Below are 516 nucleotides of genomic sequence, written 5' to 3' on the forward strand. Positions count from 1 at the left end.
TACCCGGATCAATGCCCATGGGGCCTTTCCCGGATGTCCGCCCGTTTACCGGGGCGTCACTGCGGACGCATACCAGTGCGTAATACCGCCATCCGGAAGGGAACATCTTACGGCTGATGGTACAGTAGGCAATCGTCCCCTGTAAAGCCTCCGCGATATAGCGCTGCTCGGAAATACGGTTCGGAAGTTTGCAGGCAAGCGTCAGGCCGGTCCATTCCACCGTCATGGTCTCCGGATGGAACTTTGCCCCGTTGGCGTTTGACTTGCCTGTAATGGTACTCAGTTCGTATTCCTTTTTGTAATGTAACTTCGTCCCGTTCCCGAACAAGACTTTCTCAACGCCAGCCCAGACGCGTCCTGCCTCTGCCTGGACCTGCTGGGAGGATATCAGATGGGAAAACCGGGAACCGCATTTCTTTAACCAGGACTCAAATCCGGACTTGGAAAGCCCCATGTCCGCACGGATGGCGTTTAACACCTGGTTGATGGATTTGATCTCTTTTTCGAGGGCAGTAA

General features: G+C 54.5%; 1 protein-coding gene. It reads right to left on the minus strand.

Annotation, left to right across the window (positions count from 1 at the left end):
- On the minus strand, positions 1-516 hold a 516-nt coding region (locus DW085_RS19380; protein WP_207663905.1), incomplete at both ends, for a hypothetical protein.

This window comes from Clostridium sp. AF50-3, from assembly GCF_003477445.1.
GTDB lineage: Bacteria > Bacillota > Clostridia > Lachnospirales > Lachnospiraceae > Otoolea > Otoolea fessa.